General features: G+C 66.5%; 27 protein-coding genes. 9 read left to right on the top strand and 18 right to left on the bottom strand.

The features are described 5' to 3' along the window. Positions 1–40 precede the first annotated feature (40 nt). The 7 genes from I7S92_RS00270 to I7S92_RS00240 all read right to left on the bottom strand — a co-directional run bounded on the left by I7S92_RS00270 (position 41) and on the right by I7S92_RS00240 (position 6,458). Complete coding sequence (locus tag I7S92_RS00270; protein WP_197641473.1) at positions 41–898, bottom strand: ABC transporter permease; 858 nt, start codon at positions 896–898, stop codon at positions 41–43. Next, positions 895–1,761, bottom strand: a complete 867-nt coding sequence (locus I7S92_RS00265; protein ID WP_197641472.1) for an ABC transporter permease — start codon at positions 1,759–1,761, stop codon at positions 895–897. The genes I7S92_RS00270 and I7S92_RS00265 overlap by 4 nt, the downstream gene beginning before the upstream one ends. Beyond that, on the bottom strand, positions 1,758–2,093 hold the full coding sequence (locus I7S92_RS00260; protein ID WP_197641471.1) for a hypothetical protein: 336 nt from the start codon (positions 2,091–2,093) through the stop codon (positions 1,758–1,760). Before I7S92_RS00260 ends, I7S92_RS00265 begins: the two co-directional genes overlap by 4 nt. An 81-nt stretch (positions 2,094–2,174) precedes the next feature. Next, complete coding sequence (locus I7S92_RS00255) at positions 2,175–2,972, bottom strand: ABC transporter ATP-binding protein (RefSeq protein ID WP_197641470.1); 798 nt, start codon at positions 2,970–2,972, stop codon at positions 2,175–2,177. After that, on the bottom strand, positions 2,969–3,646 hold the full coding sequence (locus I7S92_RS00250; RefSeq protein ID WP_197641469.1) for a hypothetical protein: 678 nt from the start codon (positions 3,644–3,646) through the stop codon (positions 2,969–2,971). Before I7S92_RS00250 ends, I7S92_RS00255 begins: the two co-directional genes overlap by 4 nt. A gap of 27 nt (positions 3,647–3,673) precedes the next feature. Continuing rightward, positions 3,674–5,128 (bottom strand): dihydropyrimidinase, encoded by a 1,455-nt coding sequence (hydA, locus tag I7S92_RS00245; RefSeq protein ID WP_197641468.1) that lies wholly within the window; start codon positions 5,126–5,128, stop codon positions 3,674–3,676. A 79-nt stretch (positions 5,129–5,207) separates the two neighbouring features. Next, entirely contained in the window at positions 5,208–6,458 is a 1,251-nt protein-coding gene (locus tag I7S92_RS00240) for a Zn-dependent hydrolase (RefSeq protein WP_197641467.1), read from the bottom strand. 123 nt (positions 6,459–6,581) lie between these two features. On the opposite strand from I7S92_RS00240, the gene I7S92_RS00235 reads away from it, so the two are divergent. Both I7S92_RS00235 and I7S92_RS00230 read left to right on the top strand, forming a co-directional pair. Continuing rightward, the gene (locus I7S92_RS00235) at positions 6,582–7,229 is read left to right on the top strand and encodes a TetR/AcrR family transcriptional regulator (protein ID WP_197641466.1); all 648 of its coding nucleotides are present in this window, start codon (positions 6,582–6,584) and stop codon (positions 7,227–7,229) included. Positions 7,230–7,239: 10 nt separating this feature from the next. After that, on the top strand, positions 7,240–7,692 hold the full coding sequence (locus tag I7S92_RS00230) for a heme-degrading domain-containing protein (protein ID WP_197641465.1): 453 nt from the start codon (positions 7,240–7,242) through the stop codon (positions 7,690–7,692). Positions 7,693–7,744: 52 nt separating this feature from the next. Here the strand turns inward: I7S92_RS00230 and I7S92_RS00225 are convergent, their stop codons facing one another. Next, complete coding sequence (locus tag I7S92_RS00225; RefSeq protein WP_197641464.1) at positions 7,745–8,047, bottom strand: cupin domain-containing protein; 303 nt, start codon at positions 8,045–8,047, stop codon at positions 7,745–7,747. A 58-nt stretch (positions 8,048–8,105) separates the two neighbouring features. Next, on the bottom strand, positions 8,106–9,428 hold the full coding sequence (gene aptA, locus I7S92_RS00220; RefSeq protein ID WP_197641463.1) for an omega-aminotransferase AptA: 1,323 nt from the start codon (positions 9,426–9,428) through the stop codon (positions 8,106–8,108). A 98-nt stretch (positions 9,429–9,526) separates the two neighbouring features. On the opposite strand from aptA, the gene I7S92_RS00215 reads away from it, so the two are divergent. The 3 genes from I7S92_RS00215 (at position 9,527) to I7S92_RS00205 (ending at position 10,808) form a co-directional block, all read left to right on the top strand. Then, positions 9,527–10,141 (top strand): TetR family transcriptional regulator C-terminal domain-containing protein, encoded by a 615-nt coding sequence (locus I7S92_RS00215; protein WP_197641462.1) that lies wholly within the window; start codon positions 9,527–9,529, stop codon positions 10,139–10,141. Positions 10,142–10,230: 89 nt separating this feature from the next. Continuing rightward, positions 10,231–10,530, top strand: a complete 300-nt coding sequence (locus I7S92_RS00210; protein WP_197641461.1) for a hypothetical protein — start codon at positions 10,231–10,233, stop codon at positions 10,528–10,530. 26 nt (positions 10,531–10,556) lie between these two features. After that, positions 10,557–10,808, top strand: a complete 252-nt coding sequence (locus I7S92_RS00205; RefSeq protein ID WP_197641460.1) for a hypothetical protein — start codon at positions 10,557–10,559, stop codon at positions 10,806–10,808. A gap of 61 nt (positions 10,809–10,869) precedes the next feature. On the opposite strand, the gene preA is transcribed toward I7S92_RS00205, so the two are convergent. The 3 genes from preA to I7S92_RS00190 form a co-directional block, all read right to left on the bottom strand. Continuing rightward, positions 10,870–12,168: an NAD-dependent dihydropyrimidine dehydrogenase subunit PreA gene (preA, locus tag I7S92_RS00200; RefSeq protein ID WP_197641459.1), complete on the bottom strand. Its 1,299-nt coding sequence runs from the start codon at positions 12,166–12,168 to the stop codon at positions 10,870–10,872. 69 nt (positions 12,169–12,237) lie between these two features. Next, complete coding sequence (locus I7S92_RS00195) at positions 12,238–12,768, bottom strand: DedA family protein (protein ID WP_197641458.1); 531 nt, start codon at positions 12,766–12,768, stop codon at positions 12,238–12,240. A 66-nt stretch (positions 12,769–12,834) separates the two neighbouring features. Beyond that, positions 12,835–14,154, bottom strand: coding sequence for an NAD(P)-dependent oxidoreductase (locus I7S92_RS00190; RefSeq protein ID WP_197641457.1), 1,320 nt, complete (start codon positions 14,152–14,154; stop codon positions 12,835–12,837). A gap of 232 nt (positions 14,155–14,386) precedes the next feature. Between I7S92_RS00190 and accB the strand changes: the two genes are divergently transcribed. The 3 genes from accB (at position 14,387) to aat (ending at position 16,975) form a co-directional block, all read left to right on the top strand. Beyond that, a complete protein-coding gene (gene accB, locus I7S92_RS00185) occupies positions 14,387–14,875 on the top strand; it encodes an acetyl-CoA carboxylase biotin carboxyl carrier protein (RefSeq protein ID WP_197641456.1) in 489 nt (162 codons plus the stop codon). An 11-nt stretch (positions 14,876–14,886) separates the two neighbouring features. After that, a complete protein-coding gene (gene accC, locus I7S92_RS00180; RefSeq protein WP_197641455.1) occupies positions 14,887–16,233 on the top strand; it encodes an acetyl-CoA carboxylase biotin carboxylase subunit in 1,347 nt (448 codons plus the stop codon). 82 nt (positions 16,234–16,315) lie between these two features. Further along, entirely contained in the window at positions 16,316–16,975 is a 660-nt protein-coding gene (gene aat, locus I7S92_RS00175; RefSeq protein WP_197641454.1) for a leucyl/phenylalanyl-tRNA--protein transferase, read from the top strand. Here aat and I7S92_RS00170 read toward each other — a convergent pair. From I7S92_RS00170 to I7S92_RS00145, 6 genes are all read right to left on the bottom strand, one after another. Continuing rightward, the gene (locus I7S92_RS00170; RefSeq protein WP_197641453.1) at positions 16,915–17,289 is read right to left on the bottom strand and encodes a DUF2155 domain-containing protein; all 375 of its coding nucleotides are present in this window, start codon (positions 17,287–17,289) and stop codon (positions 16,915–16,917) included. The two genes, aat and I7S92_RS00170, sit on opposite strands and share 61 nt — an antisense overlap. Then, on the bottom strand, positions 17,286–17,759 hold the full coding sequence (mlaD, locus tag I7S92_RS00165) for an outer membrane lipid asymmetry maintenance protein MlaD (protein ID WP_197641452.1): 474 nt from the start codon (positions 17,757–17,759) through the stop codon (positions 17,286–17,288). The genes I7S92_RS00170 and mlaD overlap by 4 nt, the downstream gene beginning before the upstream one ends. Continuing rightward, positions 17,759–18,133: an NADH:ubiquinone oxidoreductase subunit NDUFA12 gene (locus tag I7S92_RS00160; RefSeq protein WP_197641451.1), complete on the bottom strand. Its 375-nt coding sequence runs from the start codon at positions 18,131–18,133 to the stop codon at positions 17,759–17,761. The genes mlaD and I7S92_RS00160 overlap by 1 nt, the downstream gene beginning before the upstream one ends. Before the next feature lie 131 nt (positions 18,134–18,264). Next, positions 18,265–19,524: an ATP-dependent Clp protease ATP-binding subunit ClpX gene (gene clpX, locus I7S92_RS00155; RefSeq protein ID WP_197641450.1), complete on the bottom strand. Its 1,260-nt coding sequence runs from the start codon at positions 19,522–19,524 to the stop codon at positions 18,265–18,267. Between the two features lie 117 nt (positions 19,525–19,641). Continuing rightward, positions 19,642–20,274 carry an ATP-dependent Clp protease proteolytic subunit gene (locus tag I7S92_RS00150; protein WP_197641449.1) on the bottom strand — a complete coding sequence of 211 codons (633 nt, stop codon included), beginning with the start codon at positions 20,272–20,274 and terminating at the stop codon, positions 19,642–19,644. 152 nt (positions 20,275–20,426) lie between these two features. Further along, complete coding sequence (locus I7S92_RS00145) at positions 20,427–21,035, bottom strand: CDP-alcohol phosphatidyltransferase family protein (protein WP_197641448.1); 609 nt, start codon at positions 21,033–21,035, stop codon at positions 20,427–20,429. Between the two features lie 207 nt (positions 21,036–21,242). Between I7S92_RS00145 and I7S92_RS00140 the strand changes: the two genes are divergently transcribed. Further along, entirely contained in the window at positions 21,243–21,728 is a 486-nt protein-coding gene (locus I7S92_RS00140; RefSeq protein WP_197641447.1) for a CAP domain-containing protein, read from the top strand. The last annotated feature ends 2 nt before the right edge of the window (positions 21,729–21,730 follow it).

Raw genomic sequence — 21,730 nt, 5'->3', positions numbered from 1 at the left:
CTTCGCTCTCCCGTGTTGCGCCCGTCTGGCGGGCTTCTTCTCACTTCCGTTGCGACGGGTGCCAGAAGGTCACCCCCCGTTCGATCAGCGCGATCAGCCCGTAGAAGACCGACCCCGCCAGGGCCGCCACCGCGATCTCGGCCCAGACCATGTCCAGCCCCAGCCGCCCCACCTCGGTCGAGATGCGGAACCCCATGCCGTAGATCGGGCTGCCGAAGAACTCGGCCACGATGGCCCCGATCAGGGCCAGAGTCGATGCGATTTTCAACCCGTTGAAGACGAAGGGCATCGCCGCCGGCAGCCGCAGCCGGAGCAGCGTCTGCAGGTAGCTCGCCCCCCAGGTCGCCATCAGGTCGCGCTGCATCCGCTCGCTGGCCTGCAACCCCGCGACGATGTTCACCAGCATCGGGAAGAACACCATCACCACCACGACCGCCGCCTTGGACTGCCAGTCGAAGCCGAACCACATCACCAGGATCGGGGCCAGCCCGACGATGGGCAGCGCCGCGACGAAATTGCCGACCGGCAGCAGGCCGCGCTGCAGGAACGGGCTCCGGTCGATCAGGATCGCCACCGCGAAGGCCGCGCCCGCGCCGATCAGGAAACCGGGCACCGCGCCCTTCAGGATCGTCTGGGCGAAGTCCTGCCAGAGGACCGGCCCCGACGCCGCGATCTTCGCCGCGATCACGCTTGGCGCCGGCAGGATCACCGGGGCGACCGCCCAGGCCCGGACGATGCCCTCCCACAGCACCAGAAGCGACAGGCCGAACAGGACCGGCACCACCAGCCGCACCCCGCGACCCTCGCGCCGGGCCAACATGACGCTTGCCGCCCAGAGCACCAGCCAAAGCATCAGCGCGCCGGCAAGCCAGCCGGAATGTGCCGGAACCCAGCTCATGCCCGCACCCCCATCCGGCGCGCCGCCAGCCGCTCGACCACGCCGACGACGACGATCAGCAGCCCCGCCAGGATCGCCGCCGCGAACAGCGCCGCCCACATGATCAGGGGCTCGCCGAACTGCGAGCCGATCAGCATCCGCGCGCCCAGCCCCTCGATGGCCCCGGTCGGCAGCTCTCCCACGATGGTGCCGACCAGCGAGGCCGCGACCGCCACCTTCAGCGAGGCGAAGAAATAGGGCATCGAGGCCGGCAACCGCAGCTTGAGGAAAGTCGCCATCTCGCCCGCGCCATAGGTTTTCAAGAGGTCAAGCTGCATCTGGTCCGGGCTGCGCAACCCCTTCACCATGCTGACCAGCACCGGGAAGAACGACAGGTAGGCCGCGATGATCGCCTTCGGCACGTCGCGCGCCGTGAGGCCCAGCTGGCTGGACAGCGTGATGATCATCGGCGCCAGCGCCACGATGGGGATGGTCTGGCTGATGATCGCCCAGGGCATCAGCCCCATGTCCATCACCCGGAACCGGACAATCGCCATCGCCAGCAGCACCCCGGCGACGATCCCCAGGCCGAAGCCCATCATCGTGCCCTTGAAGGTGACATAGCCGTGGTAGACGAGACTCCGCTTCGAGGTCACCGCCTGCCCGAACAGCCCCTTCCACAGCTCCGCCCCCACCTGGTGCGGCGGCGGCAAGAGCGGCCGCTCCTGCGCCATGGTCTGCGGGATCGCCTCGGCCCAGGTGACCGTGGTTCCGGCGCGCTCGGCCTGGTCGAAGACCCAGGTCGCGTTCATCCAGACCGCGGCGGCATACCAGATCGCCAGGATGCCCAGAAGAACGGTGAGGACGGGAAGCGCCCGGTTCATGCCCGGCCCCCCGCAGGCCAGGCGATCATCGCCACCGCCACCACGCCAAGCGCCATCCCGGCCAGTTGCAGGCCCGTCGGCCGCTCGCCAAAGACGACCAGCGCCAGAACCGAGATCGCGACCAGCTGCACGATCGACGATACCGCGATGGCAAGGCCCAGCCCGCTTGCCTTCATCACCTGCACCATCAGCCAGTTGCCGACGCAGAACATCAGCAGCGCGCCGATCAGGACGCCAGGCTGGCCCTTGATCGCGTAGACCTTCAGCACCCCATTGGCCGCGACAAAGACCACCGTCGCCGCCGCCAGCCACAGGAAAGCAAGCGCCGTCATGCCGCGCCCCCCGGCCGTTTCCGGCCGTCGGGCGTCTGGACGGATGCCAGACAGATGCCAGACGGGTGCCAGACCATCAACTTAGTCTTCATGATGACCGGCGCGCAGCCCCTCCCGCACCCGATGCGCGATCTCGATGAACTCGCGGCTGTCGCGGATATCCAGCGGCCTCTCCTTCGGCAAAGGCGAGTCGATCACATCGGTGATCCGCCCCGGACGCGGGGACATGACGACGATCTTGGTGGAAAGATACACCGCCTCCGGGATGGAATGGGTCACGAAACCGATGGTCTTGCCGGTGCGCGCCCAGAGCTTCAGCACCTCCTCGTTCAGCCGGTCGCGCACGATCTCGTCCAGCGCGCCGAAGGGTTCATCCATGAGGAGGATATCCGCATCGAAGGCCAGCGCCCGCGCGATCGAGGCCCGCTGCTGCATCCCGCCCGACAGCTGCCAGGGGAACTTCTTCCCGAACCCCTTCAGCTCCACCAGCTCCAGCACGCGTTGAACCCGCTCCTCCTGATCGGCCTTGGAAAACCCCATGATTTCAAGGGGAAGCTTGATGTTCCCCCTGATCGTACGCCAGGGATACAACCCCGCCGCCTGGAACACATAGCCATAGGCCCGCTTCCGCCGCGCCTCGTCGGGTGACATCCCGTTGACCGTAAGCGTCCCGGAGGTGGGATGCTCCAGCGCGGCGATGGCCCGCAGGAAAGTCGTCTTCCCGCAGCCGCTCGGCCCGATGAAGCTGACGAAATCGCCCTTGGCCACGGTCAGGTTCACATCCTTCAACGCCTGCACCGGCCCGTCCGCCGTCTGGAAGACGAGGTTCAGCCCCTTCGCCTCGATCACCGGCTGGTTCTGACTGATCGTATCCTTCACGATGCGTTCGTCCCGGTTTGTTCCAGCGGATTGCTAGGATTGCGACGCTCTGCCGGAAGCCTGCCCGTGAAATCGAAAATGAAATTGTCCTTGATCTTCGCCGCATGGCCTTCAACCTGCACCAAGATTCCCAGCACCGTCAGGATCAGGAACGCAAAACCCCAGAGCCCCATCGCGCCCCCCATCGAGCTAAGGTTGAAAGAGCCAAGCAGAACCACCGCGAGCCAGACAAGAGGCGCAATCGCCCTGATGCCGAACCACGTCAGTACCAAGGCTGCTGGCAGAGCCGTCTTCATGGCCAAGCCAAACAACATCCCGGTTCCGAGCAAGCCCTGAACGATAATGGCCGTGACCGTGGTATTGAGCGAGAAGGAGAGCAGGAAATACACACTCAAACTGATGGGGATAAGCCGCCGAACGTGGAGCGCGGCCACAAAGCCGATGGCGAGCATCCCCGAATAGAAATCTGGCCGAAAACTGACCGATGTGCTTCTGAATATTCCGGTCTGGGTATAGCTGCCAAAGCCGATCAACACCGCTAGGATCAGGAACGAGAGCGCCAGATAGCGTCGTGTCTGGTGGTCGAATTCGTAGTCTCCGACCAAAATATAGTTCAATTTACTCAACGCCTTGCTGGCCTTCCATCTCGCGGAGGGCGGCTTGTCGACGCGCATTGTCACTGAACTGGTTCCGGCCAATGTCTACACCCCCGTCGCCGGCACGCCGCTCCGCACCACGGGACGCGGGGCGGTCAGGTCCTTCCACTGGCTCAGCGCCCGGTTCACCGCCGGGCGCGGCTCGCGTGCGACGAACTGGCCGTGGCCCTCTTGGGTGCGGACCTCGCCGTCGTGGATCGCGACATGGCCGCGGGTCAGGGTGAAGCGCGGCAGGCCCTTCACCTTCTGGCCCTCGAAGACGTTGTAGTCGATCAAGGATTGCTGTGCGCCGGCGGTGATCGTCTTTTCCTTCTCGGGATCCCAGACCACCAGATCGGCATCCGCGCCCACGAGGACCGCGCCCTTCTTCGGGTAGCAGTTCAGGATTTTCGCGATATTGGTTGAAGTTACGGCAACAAATTCATTCGGTGTCAGCCGGCCCGTGCCGACCCCATGGGTCCAGAGCATCGGCATCCGGTCCTCCAGCCCCCCGGTTCCGTTCGGGATCTTCGAGAAGTCGCCGAGGCCGAACCGCTTCTGCTCGGTGGTGAAGGCGCAATGGTCGGTCGCCACCACCGACAGCGAGCCCGATTGCAACCCGGCCCAGAGGCTGTCCTGGTGCTTCCTGTTGCGGAACGGCGGGCTCATCACCCGGCGGGCGGCGTGGTCCCAGTCGGGGTTGAAATATTCGCTTTCGTCCAGCGTCAGGTGCTGGATCAGGGGCTCGCCCCAGACCCGCTTGCCCTGCTGGCGGGCCCGGCGGATCGCCTCATGCGCATCCTCGCAGGAGACATGGACCACGTAGAGCGGCACGCCCGCCATGTCGGCGATCATGATCGCGCGGTTCGTGGCCTCGCCCTCGACCTGCGGGGGCCGCGAGTAGGCGTGCGCCTCCGGCCCGGTATTGCCCTCCGCCAGCAGTTTCGCCGTCAGCTCGGCCACCACATCGCCGTTCTCGGCATGGACCATGGCAAGGCCGCCCAATTCGCCGATGCGGCGGAAACTGGCGAAAAGCTCATCGTCATTGACCATGAGCGCGCCCTTGTAGGCCATGAAATGCTTGAAGCTGGTCATGCCGGCCTTCATCGCGTCGGCAATTCCGTCGAAGACCTTCTCGCCCCACCAGGTCACCGCCATGTGGTAGGAATAGTCGCAATTCGCCCGGCCGGATTTGTTGTGCCACATTTGCGCGGCATCCATCAGCCCCTGCCCCTGCCCCGGCAGGACGAAATCCACCACCATCGTGGTGCCGCCCGCCAGCGCGGCGCGGGTGCCGCTTTCGAAATCGTCGCTGGAATAGGTGCCCATGAAGGGCATCTCCAGGTGGGTATGCGGGTCGATCCCGCCGGGCATGACATAGCAGCCGGTCGCGTCCAGGACCTTGTCGCCCTTGAGGCCCTGCCCGATCTCGGTGATTACCCCGCCTTCGACCCTCACATCGGCCGCATAGCTCAGGTCCGCCGTGACGACCGTTCCGCCCTTGATCACCGTGCTTGCCATCTTCCGCTCCCTGCCTTGCGGCTTGCTTTCTTGAAAAACTCCACGGGGGGGCCGTGGGTGTGCCCCCCGGGGGCGGCCGTCAGGCGACGACTTCCGCCACCTCGAGGCACGCGTGCAAGAGCACATCCGTGCCCGCCGCTGCCCATTCCGGGCTGATCTTCTCGGCCTCGTTGTGGGAAAGCCCATCCACGCAGGGGCACATCACCATCACCGTGGGCGCCACCCGGTTGATCCAGCAGGCGTCGTGGCCTGCGCCGGAGATGATGTCCATGTGAGAATATCCCAGCTTTTCAGCGGACTGGCGGACGATCTTCACAAGTCCAGGGTCGAAGGTGACGGGGTCGAAATGGCCCACGTCCTCGATCTCGCACCTCAGCCCGAGTTCCTTTGCCACCGCATGGGCGGCGCGGATGACCTCTCCCTTCATCGCGTCGAGCTTGGCCTGCTCGGGCGAGCGGATATCGACGGTGAACACAACCTTGCCCGGTATCACGTTGCGACTGTTGGGAAAAACCTTCACCTGCCCCACAGCCCCCACGGCATTCGGCTGATGGCTCATCGCGATCTGGTGGACGCGCTCGGTGATCCGCGCCATGCCGAGCCCCGCATTCACCCGCATGTTCATCGGGGTCGAGCCGGTATGGGCGTCCTTGCCGGTCAACGTGATCTCCAGCCACCAGAGGCCCTGGCCGTGGGTCACGACGCCGATGTCCTTGCCCTCGGCCTCCAGGATCGGGCCCTGCTCGATGTGCAGTTCCAGCATGGCGTGCATCTTGCGGGCGCCGACCTTCTCGTCGCCGACCCAGCCGATGCGCTGCAACTCCTCGCCGAAGACCTTGCCGTCGAGGTCGCGGCGCGACTTGGCGTAATCCTCGGTATGGATGCCGGCGAAGACGCCCGAGGCCAGCATGGCGGGGGCGAACCGGGCGCCCTCCTCATTGGTCCAGTTGGTCACCACGATCGGCCGCTTGGTCTTGACGCCCATGTCGTTCAAGGTCCGCACCACCTCCAGCGCGCCGAGGACGCCCAGGACGCCGTCATATTTCCCCCCGGTCGGCTGGGTGTCGAGGTGGCTGCCCATGTAGACCGGCAGCGCCTCCGGGTCCTCTCCCGCCCGCGTCGCGAACATGTTGCCCATGCTGTCCACGCCCATGGTCAGGCCCGCCGCCTTGCACCAGGACGCGAAGAGGTGGCGCCCGTCGCCGTCGGCATCGGTCAGGGTCTGGCGGTTGCAGCCGCCGGCGATACCGGGGCCGATCTTCGCCATTTCCTCAAGCGCGTCCCACAGGCGCGCAGGGTTGATCCGCAGGTTGTCCCCGGTGGCTGGCATCGCATCGCTCCCTGTTCGCGTCGGGGCCATGCTGCCCCTTGCCGCGACTCGTTTCCTGACCGTATGGTCAAGGTGAAGCGCAGCACAACCTGACCAATCGGTCAACAAGAATATGGGAGGCCCATGTCCGGCGATGCCGAGATCACGCGCCTGAAACCCGGCCGCCGCACGGATATCCGGCGCGAGAACGAACGCGCGATCCTGGAGGCGGCCGAGAAGGTCTTTGCCGAGGCCGGGTTCGGCGGCGCGACCATGCAGCTGATCGCCGACATGGCGGGGCTGCCCAAGGCCAACCTGCACTATTACTTCGCCACGAAGGAAGACCTCTATCGCCGTGTCGTGCAGCAGATCTTCGAGATCTGGCTGGATGCGGCATCGAGCTTCGACGATGCGCCGGGGCCCGTCGAGGGGATCGGGGCCTATATCGACGCCAAGATGGACATCAGCCGCACCCATCCGCACGGGTCCAAGGTCTGGGCGTCGGAGGTGATGCATGGCGCCCCGGTGATCCAGGACTATCTGGAGACGACGCTGCGCGACTGGACCGAGGGGCGGATCGCGGTGATCCGGCGCTGGATCGACGAGGGCAAGATGCGCCCGGTGGACCCGCGGCACCTCCTTTATCTCCTCTGGGCCACGACGCAGCACTATGCCGACTTCGGCCACCAGATCCAGACGCTGAACGCCGGCAAGCCCCTGTCCGACCGGCAATGGGCCGAGGCGAAGGCCAGCGTCAAGGACATGGTCCTGCGCGGGATCGGGGCGATCTGAGGGGGACGGGATGGAGATTGCGGAGCTCGAGGCCGAATTCGCAGATCTGGAACTGGCGCGGTTCGATGAGCGGTCGGCCCTGCGGCTGGGGCAGATCCTGCTTGACCTTGCGCTGGCCGAGGGGCTTGCGGTGGTGATCGACATCCGCACCGCCGACCGCACGCTCTATCATGCCGCGCTGCCGGGCTCCGCCGCGCTGAACGACCTCTGGGCGCGGCGCAAGTCGAATACGGCGCTGCTGTTCCAGCTGCCCTCGCTGCTGGTCGGACGGCGCAACCAGGCCAGGGGCGAGGGGTTGGAGCGGCACGGCCTCCCGCCTGCGGATTTCGCCGACAGCGGCGGGGCGGTGCCGATCCGGGTCAAGGGCGTGGGGATTGTGGCGGTAGCCACCGTGTCTGGCCTGCCGCAGGTCGAGGATCACCGGCTGGTCCTGCGCGGAATCGGGGCGCTGGCGGCGGGGTAAGGGCAAATCCTTTCGAAAAGACTTGCAAAATCCTTCGAAGAATTTCGGCCCCCTATCCCCGCGCCGGTTCCTTCAGCTCCACTTCGACGAAGCTCATCGGCTGCGCGCCGTCATTGACCACGTTGTGCTCCACGCCCTCGGACCGCCGGTAGGCTGTCCCCGCCGGGACCAGCACCCGTCGCATCGCGCCCCCCGGCTCCTCCAGCAGCATCGGGCAGTCGGTCAGGGCCGTGATGACATAGTCATGCCCGTGCCGGTGCCAGCCGGTCTCGGCCACCGGTGCGAAATCGAAGCGGGTGACGCGCACCCGCGCGTCGTCCACCAGAACATGGGCCGCACAGTTTGGACGGGTCATCGCAGTCTCCCTGGAAAGGCCGGCCCGACCCCGAAGGTCGGGCGGAGGCGGCAACGGGTTAGTCCAGCGACCTGAGCACCTCGCCCAGGGTGCCGATCAGCTGGTCGATCTGCGCTTTGGAGATGATCAGCGGCGGCGACATGGCGATGATGTCGCCGGTGGTGCGGATCAGGATACCCTTCTCATAGGCCTTGAGGAAGGCGGTGAAGGCGCGCCTGGTCGGCTCGCCGGGGATGCCCTCCAGCTCGACCGCGCCGATCAGGCCCATGTTGCGGATGTCGATGACATGGCGCGTCCCCTTCAGGCTGTGCAGCGCGTCCTGCCAGTAGCCCTCCAGCTCGCACGCGCGCTCGAACAGGCCCTCTTCCTTGTAGGTCTCCAGCGTGGCGATGCCGCAGGCGGCGGCGATCGGATTGCCGGAGTAGGTATAGCCGTGGAAAAGCTCGATCATGTGCTCGGGCCCCTGCATGAAGGCGTCGTGCACCGCCGCCGTGGTCAGGACGGCGCCCATCGGGATCACGCCGTTGGTCAGGCCCTTGGCGGTGGTCATCATGTCCGGCAGCACGTCGAAATGCTGGGCGGCGAAGGCGCTGCCGAGGCGGCCGAAGCCGGTGATGACCTCGTCGAAGATCAGGAGGATGCCGTGCTTCCGCGTGATCGCGCGCAGCTTCTCCAGATAGCCCTTCGGCGGCAGGAGGACGCCGGTCGAGCCCGCCATCGGCTCCACGATCACCGCCGCGATGGTCTCGGCCCCGTGCAGAGCGACGATGCGCTCCAGATCGTCGGCAAGGGTCGCGCCGTGCTCGGGCTGGCCCTTCGAGAAGGCGTTCTCGGCCAGATGGGTATGCGGCAGGTGATCGACGCCGGTCAGCAGGCTGCCGAAGAATTTCCGGTTGTTCACGATGCCGCCGACCGAGATGCCGCCGAAGTTCACCCCATGATAGCCGCGCTCGCGCCCGATCAGGCGGGTGCGGGTGCCCTCGCCGCGCGCGCGGTGGTAGGCGATGGCGATCTTCAGCGCCGTCTCGACACTTTCCGAGCCGGAGTTCGTGTAGAACACATGCTCGATCCCCTTGGGCGCGATGTCGATGATGCGGTTGGCCAGTTCGAAGGCGACCGGGTGGCCCATCTGGAAGGCGGGCGCATAGTCCAGTTCGGCCGCCTGCTTCTGGATCGCCTCGGTGATCTTCGGCCGGCAATGGCCCGCGTTGCAGCACCACAGGCCCGCGGTGCCGTCCAGCACCTGGCGGCCGTCGGCGGTGGTGTAATGCATGTCCCTGGCCGCCACGAACATCCGCGGGTTCTTCTTGAACTGGCGGTTCGCGGTGAAGGGCATCCAGAAGGCGTCGAGGTCGTTCGGTGCGTTGCGGGCTAGGGCCATGGCTTCCTCCCAGCGCCCCTGGCGCGGGGCGAATGGTTTGACCTAGCACTCGGCCTCGCGCTATCCAAGAGGTCCGGACCGACAAGCGCAGGATCGCGATGCCCCCCACCGCCCGCCCCCGCTCGCGCATCCAGCAGCGCAACCGAGAGCTGATCCTGGACGCGGCGCTGGAAGTCTTCTCGCTGCACGGCTTCCGCGGGGCGACGCTGGACCAGATCGCCGAGGTCGCGGGCCTGTCGAAGCCGAACCTGCTGTATTACTTCCCGTCGAAAGAGGCGGTGCACAAGGTGCTGCTGACCGGGCTTCTGGACAGCTGGCTGGATCCCCTGCGCGAGATGGATCCGGAGGGGGATCCCCTGGCCGAGATCCTGGCCTATGTGCGCCGCAAGCTGGAGATGTCGCGGGATTTCCCGCGCGAAAGCCGCCTGTTCGCGGGCGAGATTCTGCAGGGCGCGCCCCGGATGCGCGAGGCGATCGAGGGCGACCTGCGCGATCTGGTGGCCGGGAAATCGCGCATCCTTTCGCGCTGGATGGAGGAGGGCCGGATCGCCCGGGTCGACCCGGTGCACCTGATCTTCTCGATCTGGGCGCTGACCCAGCATTACGCCGATTTCGAAGTGCAGGTCCGCGCCGTCCTCGGCCCCGAACACGACCCGTTCGCCGAAGCGGGTAGCTTTCTCGAGACGCTCTTCACCCGGCTTCTGGCCCCCTGACGCATCAAGTTTTCCGCATTTCGGGCGGGCAAGGCGGCCGGCATGCTGCTATCTTGCCGGTTGGGGGCGTCGGAAAAGGGGGACGCGAAATGGGTATCATCTCTGCCGTCCGGTCGCAGCTGCCGGTTCCGGCCTCGCAACCACATCCTGCCAGTGGGACGAGCGAAGGCGCATCTGTCGCGCAGTCGATCGCCGCGGTCGCCGAACCGCTGCGCCCGGATGCCGTCCGCCAGCCCGACAGCGCACCGGCCTCCGTCGGGGTGCAGCTTGCCGAGGTGGATGAGAACCGCGAACCCGTGGTTGCCGCCCGCGCCGCGGCCGAAGCCGCGCGCGATGCCTATATCCGCGCTAGCATCGCCGCCGGGATCAATCCGCTGCCGCTGCCCTGAAGCCCGTTAAGGGGGTCTTAACCCGGATGGGGGAGAACGGAAACATGCAGATGTTCCGCCCGCCATCCCTATCCGGCCGCACCTGGCTTGAGGACCTGTTCGCGGCCAAGGCCGTCGGGAAAGGCGGCATCGTCCGCCGCGCCGTGCAGGACGTGGAACGCGAGGTCGGCCGCGACGCCCTGGTGGCGGCGGTCCGCCGCCGGGGCTTTCACCTGATCGAATGCGGCGGACAGTTCATCGTCATCTGCAACGACGGCCGGATGCAGGTCATCTGCTGAGGCAGGGGAGCCCAAAAATTTTCGACGAAAATTTTTGGGCCTGGAAACACCGGCCCGCTGCTTACTCTGCCGCCTGGGCCATCGGATTGTTCGGATGCGTGGTCCAGTCTGCGAAATCCCCCACCACGCGGCCGGTCCGGGGATCGGTGCTGCCCTTCGGCAATTCGCGCATGGTGATGCAGCTGTCCACCGGGCAGACGTCGATGCAGAGGTTGCAGGCCACGCATTCCTCGTCCTTCACGGTGAAGATCCGCTCGGGCGACATGGCGATGGCCTGATGGCTGGTGTCCTCGCAGGCGGCGTAGCAGCGGCCGCAGTTGATGCAGAGGTCCTGGTCGATCTGGGCCTTGGTGACGTAGTTCAGGTTCAGGTGCTGCCATTCGACGAAATTCGGCACCGCGCGGCCGACCAGGTCGGAGAGCGCCATCTGCTTTTCGTCGAGGTATTGCGACAGGCCCGAGATCATCTCCTGCACCACCTTGAAGCCATAGGTCATGGCCGCGGTGCAGACCTGCACGTTGCCGGCGCCAAGCGCCATGAACTCGGCCGCGTCGCGCCAGGTGGTGACACCGCCGATACCCGAGATCGGCAGGCCGCGGGTTTCCGGGTGCCGGGCGATCTCGGCCACCATGTTCAGCGCGATGGGCTTCACCGCCGGGCCGCAATAGCCGCCGTGGCTGCCCTTGCCGTCGATCATCGGGAAGGGCGAGAAGGCGTCGAGGTCGACGTTGGTGATCGACTTTATGGTGTTGATCAGCGACACCGCATCCGCGCCGCCCCGGTTGGCCGCCATGGCGGGCGGCAGGATCGAGGTGACGTTGGGCGTCAGCTTCACGATGCAGGGCATGCGGGAGTATTGCTTGACCCAGCGCGTGACCATCTCGATGTAGTCCGGCACCTGCCCCACGGCCGAGCCCATGCCGCGTTCCGCCATGCCGTGCGGGCAGCCGAAGTTCAGCTCGACCCCGTCGGCCTCGGTATCCTCGATCTGCTTGAGGATCGCCTTCCAGTGGTCCTCTTCGCAGGGGACCATCAGCGAGATGATCAGCGCCCGGTCCTTCCACTTGCGCTTGACCTCCTTGATCTCGCGCAGGTTCACCTCAAGCGGGCGGTCGGTGATCAGTTCGATGTTGTTCAGGCCCAGAAGGCGGCGGTCCGCGCCCCAGATCGCGCCATAACGCGGGCCGTTGACGTTGACGATCGGCGGCCCTTCGGCGCCCAGCGTCTTCCAGACCACGCCGCCCCAACCCGCCTCATAGGCGCGCTCGACATTGTATTTCTTGTCCGTCGGCGGGGCCGAGGCCAGCCAGAACGGGTTCGGGGACTTGATGCCGATGAAATTCGAGCTGAGGTCAGCCATGGGACGCCTCCTTGCGGCAAGCTGGGAGTGATGTGGGGGATGCAGGCTGGGCGATCCGCCCACCTTTGGTCAGAAAAGCGACCAGACCAGGCCGATCAGATCGCCGCCGAACTGGCCGAGCTTCGGGATCAGGAAGGCCCAGGCCACGCAGCCGAGCAGGTTCCAGAACAGGAAGCGCGGCAGGGTCATGCCGCTCATCCCCGACAGCAGGAACACGACCGGGCGGAAGACGGTGGTGAAGTGCCCGACGAGGATGGTCGCCGGACCATAGCGGGTGAAGGCGCCTTGCGTCTTCTCCACCATCTCGGGATGGTCGCGCAGGGGCCGCATCCGCAGGATCGTCGTGCCGTAGCGCCGCCCCAGCCAGTAACTGAAGCTGGAGCCGATCAGCGCCCCCAGCGTCGCCCCGGCCCAGAGCGGCCAGAACGCCACCGCCCCCGTCGCCGCCAGGGCGCCGACCGCCACCAGAACCGCGGTCGAGGGGATCAGGATCGACAGGAAGGCCGTGGTCTCGGCCGCCGCGAAGACCAGCATGATCAGCGGCAGCCAATCCTGGTTGCGCTCGATGAAGGCGATGAAAGTGTCGGTCCAGCCGCTCATGCAAGGTCCCTGCCCGCCCTTCTAGTGGCGGGGAAGTCCCGGCCTGGCAAGGGAAAACGGCGCGCATCAGCCCTGGACCAGCGCAGCGTGGATCGCCTCGGCGGCATCGCGGCCCTCGGCAACGGCGGTGACGGTCAGGTCCTCGCCCCCCGCCGCGCAATCGCCGCCGACCCAGACCTTGCCCGCCGGACCGGCCAGCTTGCCGCCCGCGACGGCCAGCCCCTCGGGCGCGCCCTGCAGGGTCTGGCCGATAGCCTTGAACACCTGGTCGGCCTTCAGCGTGAAGGTCTCGGGCGAGAGGACCAGCCCGGTTTCCCCCTCGGACGTATAGGCGAATTCCACCGCCTCGGCCTGGCCGTCGCCCAGGACCCGAACCGGGGCCGCGTTGTGGATGATCCGCACGCCCGCCTGCGCGGCGTGGTCCTGCTCATGGCTGGAGGCCGACATCTTCGCCTGCCCGCGCCGGTAGACGATGGTGACGTTTTCGGCACCCAGAAGCTTGGACTGCACCGCCGCATCCACGGCCGTCATGCCGCCGCCGATCACCACCACGTCGCGGCCCACCGGCAGTTGCGACAGGTCCGCCGCCTGGCGCAGTTCGGCGATGAAATCGACCGCGTTGCGCACGCCCGCCAGATCCTCGCCCACCGCGCGCAGCGCGTTCACGCCGGTCAGGCCGATGCCCAGGAAGACCGCGTCGAACTCGGCCGTCAGCTGCTCCAGCGAGACGTCGCGGCCCAGTTCCACCCCGGTGCGGACCTCGATCCCGCCGATCTGCAACAGCCACTCGACCTCGGCTTGAGCGAAGCCGCCGGTCGCCTTGTAGCTGGCGATGCCGTATTCGTTCAGCCCCCCGGCCTTGGCCCGGCGCTCGAACACCACCACCTCATGGCCATGCAGCGCCAGCCGGTGCGCGCAGGCCAGGCCCGCGGGCCCCGCCCCCACCACCGCCACCCGCTTTCCGGTCGGGGCCGCGCGGGTGAAGGGATGCAGGCCCTTCGCCATCGCCGTGTCGGTGGCGAAACGCTGGAGCTGACCGATCTCGACCGGCTTGCCCTCGGCCGCCTCGCGGACGCAGGCCTCCTCGCACAGGGTCTCGGTCGGGCAGACCCGGGCGCAGATGCCGCCCAGGATGTTCTGGCTCCAGATCGTCGTTGCCGCCGCCTCGGGCGTGCCGGTCGCGATCTGGCGGATGAAGAGCGGAATGTCGATCGAGGTCGGGCAGGCCGTGATGCAGGGTGCGTCATGGCAGAAATAGCAGCGGTCCGCGGCGACCCTGGCCTCGTGCCGGTCCAGCGCCGGCTCGTGGTCCGAGAAGTTCCGCGCATAGGCTTCTGCGGGCAGACGGCTGGCCGCAATTCCCGGCGTGAGCGGGCTGTTCGACATGGCTGGGGGCCTCCCTGGCTTATGTTTTTTATCACGCTGGCACAGGTCAGTTTTTTTATCAAACGGTAAATTTTCCCAGATGGACAATTTTTGCGCCTTCCGGACCGGGCCAGCCCCGCAGGTCGGAGTTTCGCGGCTTTTCACCCCGGTTCCTGTCGCGTATAAGCGCGGCACAACGGGCGGGGCAGCGATCCCCGCAAGATCCCGGGGCTCCTGGCCAACAGAGGACTTCATGAGCAAGCAGACGACAGACACGGACGTGGCCTTCATTTCGGCGCTGGCCGAGCTTTTGAACAGGAATGACCTGACCGAACTGTCGGTGAAGCGGGAATATGGCGAGGACGACAGCCTTGAGGTCCGCGTGGTCAAGCAGGCCAATGTGGTCGCCGTGACGGCTGCGGCCCCTGCCCCGGTCGCGCATCATGCGGCCCCCGTCGCGGCGGCGGCCGCCGCCCCGGCGGCGGCGCCCGAGGATCCGGCGCAGCATCCGGGTGCGGTGACCTCGCCCATGGTCGGGACCGTCTACCTTGCGGCCGAACCCGGCGCCTCGCCCTTCGTCACGGTCGGCGCCCAGGTGACCGAGGGCCAGACCGTCCTCATCATCGAGGCGATGAAGACCATGAACCACATCCCCGCGCCCCGCGCGGGCACCGTCAAGCGCATCCTGGTCGAGGACGGCCATCCGGTCGAATACGGCGCGCCGCTGATGATCATCGAATAAGGGCGCGCGGGATGTTCGAGAAAATCCTGATCGCCAACCGCGGGGAAATCGCGCTGCGCGTGATCCGCGCCTGCCGGGAGATGGGGATCAAGTCGGTCGCGGTGCATTCCACCGCCGACGCCGATGCGATGCATGTCCGCATGGCCGACGAATCCGTCTGCATCGGTCCCGCGCCCAGTTCGGAAAGCTATCTGAACAAGGCCGCGATCATCTCGGCCTGCGAGATCACCGGCGCGCAGGCGGTGCATCCGGGCTATGGCTTCCTGTCCGAGAACGCCGGCTTCGCCCAGGCGCTGCAGGATCACGGGCTGACCTTCATCGGCCCGAACGCGGAGCATATCCGCATCATGGGCGACAAGATCACCGCCAAGGAAACCGCCAAGGACCTGGGGATCCCGGTGGTTCCCGGCTCGGATGGCGGGGTGCCGGATTTCGAGACCGCGAAGAAGGTGGCCGAGGGGATCGGCTATCCGGTCATCATCAAGGCCACCGCCGGCGGCGGCGGGCGCGGGATGAAGGTCGCGAAGAACGCCCAGGACCTTGAAATCGCCTTCCGCACCGCCCGCAGCGAGGCCAAGTCCGCCTTCGGCAACGACGAAGTCTACATGGAGAAGTATCTCCAGAAGCCGCGCCATATCGAGATCCAGGTCTTCGGCGACGGCAAGGGCAAGGCCGTCCATCTGGGCGAGCGCGACTGCTCGCTGCAGCGCCGGCACCAGAAGGTCTTCGAGGAAGCCCCCGGCCCCGCGATCACCGCGAAGATGCGCGCCGAGATCGGCGAGATCTGCGCCCAGGCCGTGGCGAAGATCGACTACATCGGCGCGGGGACCATCGAGTTCCTGTACGAGGACGGGCAGTTCTACTTCATCGAGATGAACACGCGGCTTCAGGTCGAGCATCCGGTGACCGAATACATCTTCGGCGTCGACCTCGTGCGGGAACAGATCCGCGTCGCGGCCGGGCTGCCGATGTCCTTCACCCAGGACGAGCTGGAGCTTTCCGGCCATGCGATCGAGGTGCGGATCAACGCCGAGCGGTTGCCGAACTTCGCCCCCTGCCCCGGCAAGGTCCGCACCTTCCATGCCCCCGGCGGGCTGGGTGTGCGGATGGATTCGGCGCTCTACGGCGGCTATTCGATCCCGCCCTATTACGACAGTCTGATCGGCAAGCTGATCGTGCATGGCCGCGACCGGCCCGAGGCGCTGGCCCGGCTGAAGCGGGCCTTGTCCGAGCTGATCATCGACGGGGTGGACAGCTCGGTGCCGCTGTTCCACATGCTTCTGGCCGAGCCCGACATCCAGAACGGGGAATACAACATCCACTGGCTGGAAAAATGGCTGGAGAGCCAGTTCAAGTGACCTGAAGGGCGCCCCCCCCTGCGGCGCCCTTTTCCGCAAAAGTTTTTGAAAACTTTTGCAAAATCCTTCGAAGGATTTTGCGATGCCGGACCCGGCCGACGAGATCACCCCCGAGATCCTGCTGCGCGCCTATGCCATGGGCATCTTCCCCATGGCCGAGGGCCGCGACGACCCCGAGATCCACTGGGTCGATCCGCGCCGCCGGGGCATCCTGCCGCTGGACGGTTTCCGCATCTCGCGCTCGCTGGCCCGGCGGCTGCGGCTGGGCGGTTTCACCGTCACCGCCGACCGCGCCTTCGCCCAGGTGGTCGACGCCTGCGCCGAGCGGGACGAGACCTGGATCAGCCGCCGCATCCAGTCGCTTTACGAAAGCCTGCACGCCCTTGGCCATGCCCATTCCATCGAGGTCTGGCAAAAGGACCGGCTGGCCGGCGGGGTCTATGGCGTGACGCTTGGCGCGGCCTTCTTCGGGGAAAGCATGTTCTCGCGCGTCCCCGATGCCTCGAAGGTCGCGCTGGCCCATGCGGTGCGGGGGCTCCGGGCGGACGGGTTCCGCCTGTTCGACACCCAATTCCTGACGCCGCATCTCGCCAGCCTCGGCGCGGGCGAGATTCCGCGTGCGTCCTACCACCGGCTGCTCAAGGCGGCGCTGGACGGAACCGCGCGCTTCGAGCCTGCGTCCTATTCCTCGGGCTGGGCGGCGGCTTCGGGCAGGACGCAGGACAGCGCCCAGACGTCATAGCGCGGATGATCCAGCGCCGAGAGTGCGGGCGAGGAGGCCAGCATCCAGCCGGTGAAGAGCTGGGTCTGGGTGGTTTCCTCGATGATCGTCACATGGGCCTCGCTGTCCGAGGCCGGGTTCGCCACCGGATAGCGGCAGCTGTCGAGCCGCACCACCAGCCGCCCGAACTTGGCCGCCTGGCCGATGCTTAAAGTCACGTCCCCGGTCTCGCTGGTCAGCTTGTCCAGGAAACGCAGCGTCGCCCCGGTCGAATCGGCGAAGTCCTGCGCCGTGGCGGGGCTGGCCAGCAGCAGGGCGAGTGCGATCGCCCTCATGGCTGGGCCGGATCGGCCGGAGCCTCGCCCTCACCGCCGCCGACGAATTTCAACAGGAGGGTGATCAGGCTGACTGCGCCTTGGGTATCCTCGATCTCCTCGCCGGGGGCCAGGGTCTCGAGCGCGCCACCGGGCAGGATCTCGACGAAATTTCCGCCAAGCAGCCCCTCGGACGAGATCAGGATCGAGGAATCGGTCGGCAGTTGCACATCGTTGCGCAGCTGGATCGACGCATCGGCGAAGAAGGTCTCGGGGTTCAGTTCCAGGCTGGTGATCGTCCCGACCTTCACCCCGGCCAGCCGCACGTCCGAGCCGACGGTGATCCCCTCGACCGAGCGGAAGCTGGCGCTCAGCGGATAGCTCTCGGGCTGGCGACCCATGCCGGCGCCTTGCGCGGCGTAGATGGCGAAGCCGAGGGCCACGGCCAGAACCGCCGCCCCGGTGACGATCTCTGCCTTCTCGTAGGCCATCACTCGGGCTGCCAAGCCTCGTAGTCGCGGCGCGCGACGGGTTCCACGCGGCGGATCGAGCCGGGCGGGGCATAGGCGGCATCGGTGCCGGTCAGGTTTTCCTGGTGCGGCTTCTGCCAGGGCTTGCGGGCCAGCGGGGCCTTGGTCGGCGGCTCGTCCCAGGTGTAGTGCAGCCAGCCATGCCAATCCGGCGACACGCGCGAGGCTTCCATCTCGCCGTTGTAGATCACCCAGCGCCGCTTGCCGTCATGGGTCTGGTAGAAGATGTTCCCGGCCTCGTCCTCGCCCACCTTCACCCCCTTGCGGGCGGTGAAGAGCTGGGTGCCGAGGGTCTGGCTGTTCCACCAGGTCAGCAGGCGTTTCAGGAAATACATGGGCGGCCTCCGGATCTCTGGCCCTGATATGGCGGAAAGCGGCGGGAAGGTCTAGGGCCAAGCCGGGGCCGGAGCCGACCTTCGCCAAGGAAAAAGGCGGACCCGAAGGCCCGCCTTTCAGGTCCCGGCCCTCAGGCCTTGACCGGCTCTTTCTTCTTCTCGGTGTACACCAGCATCGGCTTGGCCCCCAGGTTCACCGCCTCGTCCTTGACGACGACTTCCTCGACCCCGTCCATGCCGGGCAGTTCGAACATCGTGTCGAGGAGGATGTCCTCCATGATCGAGCGCAGGCCGCGCGCGCCGGTCTTGCGCTTGATCGCGCGCTTGGCGATGGCGGTCAGGGCGTCGGGGGTGAAGGTCAGCTTGACGCCCTCGATCTCGAACAGGCGCTGGTACTGCTTGACCAGCGCGTTCTTCGGCTCGGTCAGGATGGTGACCAGCGCGGCCTCGTCCAGATCGGTCAGGGTGGCGATCACCGGCAGGCGGCCGACGAATTCCGGGATCAGGCCGAATTTCAGCAGATCCTCCGGCTCCAGCTCCTTGAAGAGCTCGCCGACGCTGCGCTCCTCCGGGCCCTTCACATCGGCGCCGAAGCCGATACCCGAGCCCTTGTTGCGCTGCGCGATGATCTTTTCCAGGCCGGCGAAGGCGCCGCCGCAGATGAAGAGGATGTTGGTCGTGTCGACCTGCAGGAATTCCTGCTGCGGATGCTTGCGCCCGCCCTGCGGCGGCACCGAAGCAACCGTGCCCTCCATGATCTTCAAAAGCGCCTGCTGCACGCCCTCGCCGCTCACATCGCGGGTGATCGAGGGGTTGTCGGACTTGCGCGTGATCTTGTCGACCTCGTCGATGTAGACGATGCCGCGCTGCGCGCGCTCGACGTTGTACTCGCTGGCCTGCAGGAGCTTGAGGATGATGTTCTCCACATCCTCACCGACATAGCCCGCCTCGGTCAGCGTGGTGGCGTCGGCCATGGTGAAGGGCACGTCCAGGATGCGGGCCAGCGTCTGCGCCAGCAGCGTCTTGCCGCAGCCGGTGGGGCCGATCAGCAGGATGTTCGACTTCGACAGCTCGATGTCGTTCTTCGAGGAATGGTTCAGCCGCTTGTAGTGGTTGTGGACCGCGACCGAGAGCACGCGCTTGGCGTGGATCTGGCCGATCACGTAATCGTCCAGCACCTTGCAGATCTCGCGCGGGGTCGGCACCCCGTCGGTCGACTTCAGACCCGTGGTCTTCGTCTCCTCGCGGATGATGTCCATGCAAAGCTCGACGCATTCGTCGCAGATGAACACGGTCGGCCCCGCGATCAGCTTGCGCACCTCATGCTGGCTCTTGCCGCAGAACGAGCAGTAGAGCGTGTTCTTGCTGTCGCTGCCGGAGTTGTTCGCCATCCAAAGTCCTCTGGACACCCGTCCGTTGTCACGGGCCTTCGGGCAAAGTCTAGGACAAGCCCCCGGCCACCACAATGCGAAAATCCCCCGCCGGACCGGCCGGCGGAGGGGTCGCGATCACTTCGACGTATCGTCCGCCTTGCCGCGGCTTTCCAGGATCTGGTCGATCAGACCCCAGGCCTTGGCATCCTCGGCCGACATGAAATTGTCGCGCTCCAGCGCGGCCTCGACCGCCTCATAGCTGTTGCCGGTGTGCTTGACGTAGATCTCGTTCAGCCGGCGCTTGAGCTTTTCCGTCTCGCGGGCGTGGATCATGATGTCGGTCGCCTGGCCTTGGTAGCCGCCGCTCGGCTGGTGGACCATGACCCGGCTGTTCGGCAGGCTGAAGCGCATCCCCTTCTCGCCAGCCGTCAGCAAAAGCGAGCCCATCGAGGCCGCCTGCCCGATCACCAGGGTCGAGACCTTGGGGCGGATGTACTGCATCGTGTCGTAGATCGACAGGCCCGAGGTCACCACGCCGCCGGGGCTGTTGATGTACATGCTGATTTCCTTGGTCGGATTCTCCGATTCAAGGAACAGGAGCTGCGCGCAGATCAGGCTGGACATGCCATCGTGCACCGGGCCGCCCAGGAAGATGATCCGTTCCTTCAGCAGCCGGCTGAAGATGTCATAGGCGCGTTCACCCCGGCTGGTCTGCTCGACGACCATGGGGACGAGGGTGTTCATGTAGTGGTCAACGGGATCGCGCATCGGGGCCTGCCTCTTCGTGTCTCGCGATGAATAGCGTCGTTTGTATTGCCAGAGTCTTAGTGGGGTGACACGGGGGCTGCAAGGGCGGCCCGCCCGAAATCCCGGGCCCGGGCGGCTTGCCGTAGGCCCGGTGGAATCGTCCCTCCAGGCGCCTAACGGAACGTCCGGGCCGCCAGCAGCACCCGCGCCCCGGCCGTCACCAGGCACAGCGCGCCGAAGGTCCAGGCGGCCGGAACGAAAAGCGCAGGGAAAAGCACGATCAGAAGGAGGAACAGGATCGTCTCGGTCCCCTCCAGCAGACCGGCGGTGAAATAAAGCGACTTCTCGCCCCGGTGGATGCTCTCCATCCCCTGTCTCGCGGCCAGGATCGCGAAACCGAGGAAGGTGGCGCCATTGACGTAGAACGTGGCCAGGAGGAAGGCCGCCGCCGCCCCGTTCGCGCCCGGATCGCGAACGGCAAAGGCCAGCGGGATCGCGGCGTAGAAGGCAAAGTCGCAGGTTATGTCCAGGTAGCCACCGAAATCCGACTTGCCCCGCGCCCGTGCCACCGCGCCGTCCAGCCCGTCCGCCAGCCGGCTGGCCATGAGCGGCAGCGCGACCAAGAGGCCCGACCCGCCAAGCGCCACCAGGGCAGCCGCGAACAGCCCCAGTCCCAGCCCGATCAGCGTCACCCGGTCGGCCGAGGCGCCCCGCGCCGCAAGCCACCGCCCGCCGCGGTTCAGCGGCGCATCGATCACCCCACGCATCAGCCCGTCCAGCATGCCGTTCTCCTGGTCCCATGCCACCCTTGCACAAGGTCGCGGCCTCGGCTTTCCCCTTTTTTCAGCCGGCGGCGACATGCAGGCTTTCGCCACCTTCGGTTGCATTGAACCCGCGAAGTTCGCGCAAACTTCACATTTTCGCCATCATCTGCCGAAATCTGGCCGCAGAGGCTTGCACAATGGGGTCACCGCGTTCAAGGGGAAGCCATGTCACCGCAGTTCAGCCTTTCCGCACTTGCCCTGGCGATGGGTCTCGGCCTTGCCGCTCCGGCGATGGCCTGCACCCAGCCGGCCGACGCGTCCGCGCTGCAGCAGGAGGTGCTGGCGCATCTGAACGCCGAGCGCCGGGCGCATGGCCTGTCTGCCTTCAAGCTTTCCACCAAGCTTGACAAGGCCGCACAGGGCCATGCCTGCGACAACGCCCGGCGCCATTCGATCAGCCATGATTCCTCGGATGGCGGCACGCTCAAGACCCGGCTCAAGCGCGTGGGCTACAGGTTCCGCGCCGCGGCCGAGAATACCGGGCGCGGCTTCGGCACCGGGGCCCGGGCGGTGGACTGGTGGATGAACTCGCCCAAGCATCGCGACAACATCCTGCTCGGCAAGGTGAACGAGGTCGGGATCGGCATCGCCGTCTCGGACGCGCCCGACAACAAGCTGCATTGGGTCATCAACTTCGGCGCGTCGCGCTGACC

This window comes from Tabrizicola soli (genome assembly GCF_015999335.1).
Taxonomy (GTDB): domain Bacteria; phylum Pseudomonadota; class Alphaproteobacteria; order Rhodobacterales; family Rhodobacteraceae; genus Tabrizicola; species Tabrizicola soli.
This window is presented reverse-complemented; position numbering and strand designations above follow the sequence as displayed.

What these genes read in the sequence shown, in the direction of transcription:
- I7S92_RS00145 (WP_197641448.1), bottom strand. Translation starts at nt 21,035, where the DNA reads ATGCTGGACGGGCTGATGCGTGGGGTGATCGATGCGCCGCTGAACCGC.
- mlaD (WP_197641452.1), bottom strand. Translation starts at nt 17,759, where the DNA reads ATGGCCTACGAGAAGGCAGAGATCGTCACCGGGGCGGCGGTTCTGGCC.
- hydA (WP_197641468.1), bottom strand. Translation starts at nt 5,128, where the DNA reads ATGGCAAGCACGGTGATCAAGGGCGGAACGGTCGTCACGGCGGACCTG.
- I7S92_RS00265 (WP_197641472.1), bottom strand. Translation starts at nt 1,761, where the DNA reads ATGAACCGGGCGCTTCCCGTCCTCACCGTTCTTCTGGGCATCCTGGCG.
- I7S92_RS00140 (WP_197641447.1), top strand. Translation starts at nt 21,243, where the DNA reads ATGTCACCGCAGTTCAGCCTTTCCGCACTTGCCCTGGCGATGGGTCTC.
- I7S92_RS00190 (WP_197641457.1), bottom strand. Translation starts at nt 14,154, where the DNA reads ATGTCGAACAGCCCGCTCACGCCGGGAATTGCGGCCAGCCGTCTGCCC.
- I7S92_RS00210 (WP_197641461.1), top strand. Translation starts at nt 10,231, where the DNA reads ATGGGTATCATCTCTGCCGTCCGGTCGCAGCTGCCGGTTCCGGCCTCG.
- I7S92_RS00260 (WP_197641471.1), bottom strand. Translation starts at nt 2,093, where the DNA reads ATGACGGCGCTTGCTTTCCTGTGGCTGGCGGCGGCGACGGTGGTCTTT.
- preA (WP_197641459.1), bottom strand. Translation starts at nt 12,168, where the DNA reads ATGGCTGACCTCAGCTCGAATTTCATCGGCATCAAGTCCCCGAACCCG.
- I7S92_RS00170 (WP_197641453.1), bottom strand. Translation starts at nt 17,289, where the DNA reads ATGAGGGCGATCGCACTCGCCCTGCTGCTGGCCAGCCCCGCCACGGCG.
- I7S92_RS00230 (WP_197641465.1), top strand. Translation starts at nt 7,240, where the DNA reads ATGGAGATTGCGGAGCTCGAGGCCGAATTCGCAGATCTGGAACTGGCG.
- I7S92_RS00150 (WP_197641449.1), bottom strand. Translation starts at nt 20,274, where the DNA reads ATGCGCGATCCCGTTGACCACTACATGAACACCCTCGTCCCCATGGTC.
- I7S92_RS00195 (WP_197641458.1), bottom strand. Translation starts at nt 12,768, where the DNA reads ATGAGCGGCTGGACCGACACTTTCATCGCCTTCATCGAGCGCAACCAG.
- accC (WP_197641455.1), top strand. Translation starts at nt 14,887, where the DNA reads ATGTTCGAGAAAATCCTGATCGCCAACCGCGGGGAAATCGCGCTGCGC.
- I7S92_RS00225 (WP_197641464.1), bottom strand. Translation starts at nt 8,047, where the DNA reads ATGACCCGTCCAAACTGTGCGGCCCATGTTCTGGTGGACGACGCGCGG.
- I7S92_RS00215 (WP_197641462.1), top strand. Translation starts at nt 9,527, where the DNA reads ATGCCCCCCACCGCCCGCCCCCGCTCGCGCATCCAGCAGCGCAACCGA.
- accB (WP_197641456.1), top strand. Translation starts at nt 14,387, where the DNA reads ATGAGCAAGCAGACGACAGACACGGACGTGGCCTTCATTTCGGCGCTG.
- aptA (WP_197641463.1), bottom strand. Translation starts at nt 9,428, where the DNA reads ATGGCCCTAGCCCGCAACGCACCGAACGACCTCGACGCCTTCTGGATG.
- I7S92_RS00160 (WP_197641451.1), bottom strand. Translation starts at nt 18,133, where the DNA reads ATGTATTTCCTGAAACGCCTGCTGACCTGGTGGAACAGCCAGACCCTC.
- I7S92_RS00235 (WP_197641466.1), top strand. Translation starts at nt 6,582, where the DNA reads ATGTCCGGCGATGCCGAGATCACGCGCCTGAAACCCGGCCGCCGCACG.
- I7S92_RS00250 (WP_197641469.1), bottom strand. Translation starts at nt 3,646, where the DNA reads ATGCGCGTCGACAAGCCGCCCTCCGCGAGATGGAAGGCCAGCAAGGCG.
- I7S92_RS00205 (WP_197641460.1), top strand. Translation starts at nt 10,557, where the DNA reads ATGGGGGAGAACGGAAACATGCAGATGTTCCGCCCGCCATCCCTATCC.
- I7S92_RS00240 (WP_197641467.1), bottom strand. Translation starts at nt 6,458, where the DNA reads ATGCCAGCCACCGGGGACAACCTGCGGATCAACCCTGCGCGCCTGTGG.
- aat (WP_197641454.1), top strand. Translation starts at nt 16,316, where the DNA reads ATGCCGGACCCGGCCGACGAGATCACCCCCGAGATCCTGCTGCGCGCC.
- clpX (WP_197641450.1), bottom strand. Translation starts at nt 19,524, where the DNA reads ATGGCGAACAACTCCGGCAGCGACAGCAAGAACACGCTCTACTGCTCG.
- I7S92_RS00270 (WP_197641473.1), bottom strand. Translation starts at nt 898, where the DNA reads ATGAGCTGGGTTCCGGCACATTCCGGCTGGCTTGCCGGCGCGCTGATG.